8 protein-coding genes are annotated in these 8,540 nt (G+C 44.1%); 7 read left to right on the forward strand and 1 reads right to left on the reverse strand.

Going from position 1 to position 8,540, the window contains the following annotated elements; translation table 11 throughout:
- Positions 1 to 19: 19 nt before the first annotated feature.
- The 7 genes from infB to AC1HDP_RS17800 all read left to right on the forward strand — a co-directional run bounded on the left by infB (position 20) and on the right by AC1HDP_RS17800 (position 7,853).
- Positions 20 to 2,686, forward strand: coding sequence for a translation initiation factor IF-2 (gene infB / locus AC1HDP_RS17770; protein WP_479639780.1), 2,667 nt, complete (start codon positions 20 to 22; stop codon positions 2,684 to 2,686).
- Between the two features lie 87 nt (positions 2,687 to 2,773).
- Positions 2,774 to 3,181 (forward strand): 30S ribosome-binding factor RbfA, encoded by a 408-nt coding sequence (rbfA, locus tag AC1HDP_RS17775; protein ID WP_140931679.1) that lies wholly within the window; start codon positions 2,774 to 2,776, stop codon positions 3,179 to 3,181.
- Positions 3,181 to 4,125 (forward strand): tRNA pseudouridine(55) synthase TruB, encoded by a 945-nt coding sequence (gene truB / locus AC1HDP_RS17780; protein ID WP_479639781.1) that lies wholly within the window; start codon positions 3,181 to 3,183, stop codon positions 4,123 to 4,125. The genes rbfA and truB overlap by 1 nt, the downstream gene beginning before the upstream one ends.
- Positions 4,126 to 4,221: 96 nt before the next feature.
- Positions 4,222 to 4,491: a 30S ribosomal protein S15 gene (rpsO, locus tag AC1HDP_RS17785; protein ID WP_140931683.1), complete on the forward strand. Its 270-nt coding sequence runs from the start codon at positions 4,222 to 4,224 to the stop codon at positions 4,489 to 4,491.
- A 218-nt stretch (positions 4,492 to 4,709) separates the two neighbouring features.
- Positions 4,710 to 6,806: a polyribonucleotide nucleotidyltransferase gene (gene pnp / locus AC1HDP_RS17790; RefSeq protein WP_479639782.1), complete on the forward strand. Its 2,097-nt coding sequence runs from the start codon at positions 4,710 to 4,712 to the stop codon at positions 6,804 to 6,806.
- A gap of 404 nt (positions 6,807 to 7,210) precedes the next feature.
- Positions 7,211 to 7,342, forward strand: coding sequence for a hypothetical protein (locus AC1HDP_RS17795; protein ID WP_479639783.1), 132 nt, complete (start codon positions 7,211 to 7,213; stop codon positions 7,340 to 7,342).
- Entirely contained in the window at positions 7,335 to 7,853 is a 519-nt protein-coding gene (locus tag AC1HDP_RS17800) for a type II toxin-antitoxin system YafO family toxin (protein WP_479639784.1), read from the forward strand. Before AC1HDP_RS17795 ends, AC1HDP_RS17800 begins: the two co-directional genes overlap by 8 nt.
- Before the next feature lie 99 nt (positions 7,854 to 7,952).
- On the opposite strand, the gene AC1HDP_RS17805 is transcribed toward AC1HDP_RS17800, so the two are convergent.
- Positions 7,953 to 8,318, reverse strand: a complete 366-nt coding sequence (locus AC1HDP_RS17805) for a hypothetical protein (protein ID WP_479639785.1) — start codon at positions 8,316 to 8,318, stop codon at positions 7,953 to 7,955.
- Positions 8,319 to 8,540 lie beyond the last annotated feature (222 nt).

An 8,540-nucleotide genomic window follows, 5' to 3' on the forward strand; every position in this document is an offset into this window, starting at 1 on the left:
TCAACAGGGGGATAAACTGATGTCAGGAACAACAGTCGAGAAACTCGCAACTGAAGTTGGAAAAAGCGTCGATCGTTTGATTGAACAATTTTCAGCTGCAGGCGTGAAAAAAGTTAATGGTGATACTGTCTCTGAGCAAGAAAAGCAGCAGTTACTGGATTACCTTAAAAAACAACACGGTGGCGACGCCGTGCCTACTAAGATGACATTACAGCGTAAAACTGTACAAACTTTGAGTGTTGCTGGTAACGGTGGGCAGTCAAAAGATGTTAAAGTAGAAGTACGTAAGACACGGACATTCGTTAAGCGTGATGAGGCAGCGATAGCAGCAGAAGCACAAGCTCGTGCAGAAGCTGAGGTTAAGGCAAAAGTAGAAGCAGAGGCTAAGGCCAAAGCAGACGCAGATGCCAAGGCAAAAGTAGAGGCAGAAGCTAAGACTAAAGCTGCCGCTGATAAAGCCGCTGCAGAAGCTAAGGCTAAAGCTGAGAAAACTTCTCAAGCTCAAGCCCCATCAACTACTAAAGTTGGTGCAGAAACAACAGAAGCGAGAACAGCCCGTTTGGAACAAGAAAAAATTAAATCGGCCCAAGAAGCACTGGCCAAAAGCAAAGCTGACGAAAAAGCCGCAAAAGCCGCTGAAGAAGCTCGTCGCTTAGCCGAAGAAAATGCAAAACGTTGGGATGATGAAGAACGTTTACGTTTAGAAGCAGAGAAAAACGGCGATCATCATATTACTACTTCTGTCGTTGCCCGTGCAGCTGAAGACACAGTTGATATGGATGATGAAAAGCGTGGACGTCGTAGTCGCAACAAACCGGCTGCTAAAAAGCGTGGCGGTAAAGATGCGCGTGACGGCCGTGAGCGTCATATGAAGAACCGCAGTAGTGCGCCTAAATCTATGGCTCATGGTTTCAACAAGCCAGTGGTTGCGGTTAACCGCGAAGTCCGCCTTGGCGAAACTGTGTCTGTGGCTGAATTAGCCCAGAAGATGGCTATCAAAGCGACTGAAATCATCAAGCAAATGATGAAGATGGGCACTATGGTTACCATCAACCAGGTGCTTGATCAAGAAACTGCCCAAATGATCGCTGAAGAGTTCGGTCATAAAGTAATCTTGTTACGCGAAAACGAACTTGAGCATCAAGTTCTGGCTGACCGTGACGGTGATGTTGCTCTTGAGCCACGCGCTCCAGTAGTGACCATCATGGGTCACGTTGACCACGGTAAGACGTCATTACTTGACTATATCCGTCGTGCAAAAGTAGCTGCTGGCGAAGCCGGTGGTATTACTCAGCATATCGGTGCATACCATGTTGAAACCGACAATGGCATGATCACCTTTTTAGATACTCCTGGTCACGCCGCGTTTACCGCTATGCGTGCTCGTGGTGCTAAAGCGACCGATATCGTGATTCTGGTTGTTGCTGCCGATGATGGCGTAATGCCACAAACCATCGAAGCAATTCAACACGCTAAAGCTGGTAACGTGCCGTTAATCGTGGCCGTTAACAAGATGGATAAGCCAGAAGCTGATCCGGACCGCGTTAAGACTGAATTGTCACAGCACAATGTAATGTCAGAAGATTGGGGTGGAGAAAACATGTTCGTTCACGTATCTGCTAAAGCGGGTACTGGTGTTGACGAACTGTTAGAAGCCATCTTACTGCAAGCTGAAGTACTGGAACTGAAAGCAGTTCGCGAAGGTATGGCAGCAGGCGTAGTTGTTGAATCTAAATTGGATAAAGGTCGTGGCCCAGTTGCTACAGTCTTGGTTCAAGAAGGTACTTTACGTCAAGGCGATATCGTTCTGTGTGGCTTAGAATACGGTAAAATCCGTGCCATGAAAGATGAGAACGGTAACCCAATCACTGAAGCCGGCCCATCTATCCCAGTTGAGATCTTAGGTCTGTCTGGTGTGCCAAAAGCTGGTGATGAAGCGACTGTTGTTCGTGACGAGCGTAAAGCCCGTGAAGTAGCCCTGTATCGTCAAGGTAAGTTCCGCGACGTTAAGCTGGCTCGTCAGCAGAAGTCGAAGCTTGAAAACATGTTTGCTAACATGGTTGAAGGCGAAGTTCAGGAACTGAATATCGTGCTTAAGGCTGATGTTCAAGGTTCTCTGGAAGCTATCTGTGACTCACTGACCAAGCTGTCGACTGATGAAGTTAAAGTTAACATCATCGCTCGTGGTGTTGGTGCTCTGTCTGAAACTGATGCAACCTTAGCTGCAGCATCAAACGCCATCATGATGGGCTTCAACGTTCGTGCCGATGCACAAGCGCGTAAGACCATTGAATCAGAAAGCGTTGATTTACGTTACTACAGCGTAATTTACGACCTGATTGATGAAGTTCGTGCGGCAATGACTGGTATGTTAGCGCCAGAATTCAAGCAACAGATCATTGGTCTGGCTGAAGTTCGTGACGTATTTAAGTCTCCTAAACTTGGCGCTATCGCCGGTTGTATGGTGACTGAAGGTATCGTTAAGCGTAGCGCTCCTATCCGTGTACTGCGTGATAACGTGGTTATCTACGAAGGTGAACTGGAATCTCTGCGTCGCTTTAAAGATGACATGGCTGAAGTTCGTAACGGCATGGAATGTGGTATCGGCGTTAAGAACTATAATGACGTTCGTGCTGGTGACCAGATCGAAGTATTCGAAACCATTGAAGTGGCACGCACACTTTAATCTAATTTGAATTGATAAAGGGCGGGTGCGGTCTATTTGGTACTTGTGTATCAATCAGATGCGGCATACCGCCCTTTGGTGATTATTATGGCAAAAGAATTTAGTCGTACCCGTCGTATCGGTCAGCAATTGCAACAAGAGCTGGCTCAGGTACTGCAGCGGGACATGAAAGATCCGCGTGTTGGCATGATCACTGTGAATGACGTTGAAGTATCGCGTGATTTGAGTTATGCCAAAGTCTATGTGACTTTCTTTGAAGAAGATGATGCTGTCATTGCTGATAAACTATCAGCTTTAGATGTTGCAGCGCCTTATATTCGTACCTTAGTGGCAGGCCGTATGAAACTGCGCGTAATGCCACAACTGCGCTTTATTTACGATAGCTCTCTGGTTGAAGGCATGCGTATGTCTAACCTAGTGAGTAAAATCATCCGTGATGATGAGCAGAAGCAAAAAGAGCACGGTACTCGCGAAGACGATTCTAAGGAGTCCTAATGGCGCGTCGTCCTAAAGGTCGGTTTATTGATGGCATAGTGCTGCTTGATAAGCCAACTGGCATGAGCTCTAATCATGCCTTACAGCGTGTAAAGCGTATGTATGGCGCGGCTAAAGCGGGTCACACCGGCGCATTAGATCCATTAGCCACCGGCATGCTGCCGGTTTGCTTGGGCGAGGCAACTAAGTTTTCATCGCATCTGCTCGATGCCGATAAACGTTACTTAGTCACAGCTAAGCTTGGAGTCCGCACCGATACCAGCGATTCTGATGGTGAGGTGGTGCAAGAGCGTCCGCTTAACTTTACTGACGAGCAATTACAGCAAGCATTAGAGTATTTTCGTGGCGAGACCATGCAAGTACCGTCAATGTTTTCGGCGCTTAAATATCAAGGGCAACCTTTATATAAGTATGCTCGCGAAGGTAAAGAAGTTCCGCGCGAAGCCCGTCCAATCACAGTCTATGAGCTTAATTTTGTGAGCTTAGAGGGCGATGAGTTAACCTTAGATATTCATTGTTCTAAGGGCACTTATATTCGCACTATTACTGATGATTTAGGTGAAATGCTAGGCTGTGGCGCGCATGTGATTATGTTGCGTCGCACTAAAGTTGCCGACTATCCTTATGAAAAGATGGTGACGTTAGAGCAGTTGCAAGCCTTAGTAGATAATGCGGCTGAACAAGAGTTGGAAGCAGCAAGCTTATTAGATCCTTTGCTGTTGCCAATGGATACCGCGGTCGCCAATTTTCCTGTAGTACATGTACCTGCTGAGTCTGTTGAATTCTTAATGAATGGCAACCCAGTATCAGTGCCTAATGTACCAGCAGATACGTTAGTGCGGATTACCTTAGGGAAACCTGCGCATTTTGTCGGTATTGGCCAATTGAATCCTGCCGGATTATTAGCGCCTAAGCGTCTAGTGGTCTTCCAAAGCGCTGATTAAGCTATTGCGCCTTGGCTTTATTCTGGCTAAAATACCGCTCCCCTTGGCTGAGTTAGTGATCGGCTAAGGTTTATTATTTATTTTTTGGAGACAAACATGTCACTAAGCGTTGAAGCAAAAGCTAAAATTGTTGCTGAATTTGCCCGTTGTGAAAACGACACAGGTTCTACTGAAGTTCAAGTTGCTCTGTTAACTGCACAGATCAACCACCTGCAAGGTCACTTCAAAGAGCACATCCATGATCACCACTCACGTCGTGGTCTGCTGCGTATGGTTAGCGCTCGTCGTAAGCTGTTAGCTTACCTGAAGCGTACCGACGTAGTTCGCTATGCTGACCTGATCAAGCGTTTAGGTCTGCGTCGCTAATACGGCGTTTGCCTACTTAGTGTGGCTGGTTTTTAATCGGCCTCATTGAGGTAAATAAGGAGGCTTAGCCTCCTTTTTTATTGCCTGTTTTTTGGTGCGTAAGGCTGACAATCAATAAATAGTCTCATAATGGAGACCCTTGCCCTCTTTATCTGGTGCCAGATATTGCAGTATACTTACGCGCGTAATTAAGGTCATTAAATTAAGGAATGGGTCACGTGAATCCTATCGTAAAAAGTTTTGAGTATGGTCAACATACAGTCACCCTGGAAACAGGTGTTATTGCACGTCAAGCGGATGCCGCCGTTTTAGCCAGTATGGGCGACACCACAGTTTTAGTTACTGTAGTGGGTAAGAAACAAGCAGATCCTGGTCGTGACTTTTTTCCTTTGACTGTTAACTATCAGGAAAAAACTTACGCAGCCGGTAAGATTCCTGGTGGTTTCTTTAAGCGTGAAGGTCGTCCATCTGAAGATGAGACACTGATTGCACGTTTAATCGATCGTCCAATCCGTCCTTTGTTTCCAAAAGGTTTTGTTAACGAAGTTCAGGTTATCATCACTGTAGTTTCTGTTGATCCACAGATTGAGCCAGATATCGTTTCTATGATCGGTACTTCTGCTGCATTGGCCATTTCTGGTATTCCATTCAGCGGTCCATTAGGCGCAGCGCGCGTTGGTTATAGCAATGGTGAATACCTGCTGAACCCTGGTGCTGAGCAGCTGGTTGATAGCCAATTAAACTTGGTTGTTGCTGGTACTGAAGCTGCTGTATTGATGGTTGAATCTGAAGCTAATGCTCTGCCTGAAGAAGTGATGTTAGGCGCAGTAGTTTATGGTCATGATCAACAGCAAGTTGTTGTTAACGCCATCAATGAATTTAAAGCTGAAGCTGGCAAGCCTGCTTGGAATTGGTCTGCACCTGTTAAAGATGCGCAATTAGTTGCTCAAATTAAAGAGCTGGCTGAAGAAGGTCTGACTGCTGCTTATCAGATCATCACTAAGCTTGATCGTCAAGATCAAGTGTCTGTGGTTAAGCAAGCTGCTATCGCTAAATTACTGGAAACTCAACCAGAACTGAACGTTCGTGAATTGGAAGAGCTGTTAGGTAGTTTAGAGAAGAAAGTTGTTCGTGGCCGCATTATTGCTGGTAATCCACGTATCGATGGCCGTGAACCAGACATGGTTCGTGCACTGAGCGTAATGGCTGGCGTATTACCACGTACTCACGGTTCTGCCCTGTTTACTCGTGGTGAAACTCAAGCGTTAGTGACTTGTACTTTAGGTACTGAGCGTGATGCCCAGAAGATTGATAGCATCATGGGTGAGCGTACTAATCGCTTTATGCTGCACTATAACTTCCCTCCGTATTCAGTGGGTGAAACTGGTATGGTTGGCTCACCTAAGCGCCGCGAAATCGGTCATGGTAAGTTAGCATGGCGCGGTATTAACGCTGTTATGCCATCAGCCGCTGAATTCCCATACTCAGTTCGCGTAGTATCTGAAATCACTGAATCTAACGGTTCAAGCTCTATGGCTTCTGTGTGTGGTACTTCTCTGGCTCTGATGGATGCTGGTGTACCTATCAAGACCTCTGTGGCTGGTATTGCCATGGGTCTGGTTAAAGAAGGCGATGACTTTGTTGTACTGTCAGACATCTTAGGTGATGAAGATCACTTAGGTGACATGGACTTTAAAGTTGCTGGTACTCGTGATGGTATTACTGCTCTGCAGATGGATATCAAAATCGAAGGTATCACTAAAGAGATCATGGAAATTGCATTGCAGCAAGCCTATGGCGCGCGTGTACATATACTGAACGTTATGGATCAAGCCATTGGTTCAGCTCGTGATGATATCTCTGATCATGCACCACGCATCACTACAATCAAAATTAACCCAGAAAAGATCCGTGATGTTATCGGTAAAGGCGGCGCAACTATTCGTGCACTGACCGAAGAAACTGGTACCACCATTGAACTTGAAGATGACGGCACTGTGAAAATTGCCTCTTCTAACAGCGAAGCGACTCAAGAAGCCATCCGCCGTATCGAAGAAATCACTTCTGAAGTTGAAGTGGGTCGTGTTTATAAGGGTAAAGTTATCCGTATCGTTGATTTCGGTGCGTTTGTTAACATCCTGCCTGGTAAAGATGGTTTAGTACACATTTCACAAATCAGTGATGAGCGTGTGGCTAACGTATCTGATCACCTGCAATTGAACCAAGAAGTTGATGTGAAAGTGATGGAAGTTGACCGTCAAGGTCGCGTTCGCTTATCAATCAAAGAAGCTAAAGCACCAGCTGCTGAAGCTTAAATGCTAGATTGATATAAAAAGAGACCTGCGGGTAACTATGGGTTTGCTCTAACCTATTGTTTTATATCGGATTATTGAGAAAGATGTCCACGCATCGACCACAACTGTTAGGACACAATAAAAAACCGCCATTATCGGCGGTTTTTTTCTATCTAACAAAACTGAATTTCATCTGGCTTGAAATGTTTCCATCGCAGGGATCAATCAGGGAAGAGTGATTGGCAACCTAAGTTTTTAACATGAATACGCTAGATCAAAGAGTCTAAGAATGAGCTTGTATGAGGGTATGTAGTATAAAACAAAGTTTATCCTAACCTCACATATCACTGATGTTGCGGGATGTCTTGCGAAGATGTCTTCATCTGCTGTATAGTATTGTAGCAGTCTATATTTAGGGAATTATCATGCCTAATAAAACAAAATTTGTTAACCCATTTAAAACTGGTAAATTTGCTAATCCAGCGGTTTCTTTAGAAAACTCACGTATGAGAACTGATGTAAAATTGAAAAAGAAAAGGGAACATAAAATTGGTTAAGACTGTTGTAGTCGTTCAGGCTCTAGCAGAACTTGAAAATATCACCGAAGCCGAAGATTTTATTATTCGCGAATTCAAAGAATACAAAAAAATCAGTATGGCTTTGGGCGAAGTAAACTTCGCCACCCCAAATGAACAGACAACCCAGCTCGATACAATATCAGTTCACCCTTTGTTTGGGAGAGACAGAATCTTTGATTTCCCACAAGATCTATTGACGGATATCTGGAAAGAACATTTAACCCACGTTCATATTGATACTGATGGTGTTTGGCCTGAATTACCTATAGTTCAGTGGCATACAACATCTAAGAATGCATTAATATATTCAGCTTTTAATACTGCTCAAGAGTATGTTTTTGTTGTTCATGACATATTAAAAGATTTCGAGTCTACTGATGATAGTGGGGCACATAAGTACTACACTAGGCAAGATATTTTGGATTGGTTAGAGTTAGCCGAGTGGGAAAGGAAACGCTATCCATCAAGTGAGCAGGTTATTGTGGATTAAATCGTCAACATTGGCGTTTTTCCTAGTGAAAACTTCAGGCTTTTGATTGAAAATATACTGGGTATAAGTGCTGGAGGTTAGACAACTCCAGCCTCCTAATTAGCTGTACGAAATCTTTTCAGAATCAAAGCGACAAATTTGACATTTAAAGTCTTCTTCTAAATAGCTTTGATAAAGAGATACGTCGTCAATGATACCTCCACTTTCACAACTACTAACCCAATTATCGTCCTCATCTTGGATCATTCCGATAACGCCTTCACATTGAACACGTTCAAGTAAAGGTCTGATAACTTGTTCATAATGGAATGTTTGTTTGCCTTTTAAAATACTTAAGTCACCTGCATTGGTTTTAAGCAATTTAACTATTCCTACACTGGCATTTTTATCAAGACCTACATCCATAGCCATTTCTTCAATGTACTTTTCATTATCAAACAAAAAATCTAAAACTTCCAAGTTCATTTATAATACTCCGTAGTTTAATTATTCTGATTCTGTAATAGCGTCACATTACATAATAATCAAAAGGCAATCAACTAATGCAGCTAAATCTTTATGTAAAACAAAGCTGTAACTCGTGGCATGGCGAAAATTGGTTATTAATAAGGCTGCGAAAGATTTCAGGGTGTGGATCAGACCAGGTAAGCCTGAGCCACTAGCCCATTACGGAACCAGTCCCTCTTA

This window comes from Shewanella sp. ISS20 (assembly GCF_056522965.1).

Bases quoted from the DNA above. Each gene is read 5' to 3' on its own strand.
- infB (WP_479639780.1), top strand. From the start codon at position 20: ATGTCAGGAACAACAGTCGAGAAACTCGCAACTGAAGTTGGAAAAAGC.
- rbfA (WP_140931679.1), top strand. From the start codon at position 2,774: ATGGCAAAAGAATTTAGTCGTACCCGTCGTATCGGTCAGCAATTGCAA.
- truB (WP_479639781.1), top strand. From the start codon at position 3,181: ATGGCGCGTCGTCCTAAAGGTCGGTTTATTGATGGCATAGTGCTGCTT.
- rpsO (WP_140931683.1), top strand. From the start codon at position 4,222: ATGTCACTAAGCGTTGAAGCAAAAGCTAAAATTGTTGCTGAATTTGCC.
- AC1HDP_RS17795 (WP_479639783.1), top strand. From the start codon at position 7,211: ATGCCTAATAAAACAAAATTTGTTAACCCATTTAAAACTGGTAAATTT.
- AC1HDP_RS17805 (WP_479639785.1), bottom strand. From the start codon at position 8,318: ATGAACTTGGAAGTTTTAGATTTTTTGTTTGATAATGAAAAGTACATT.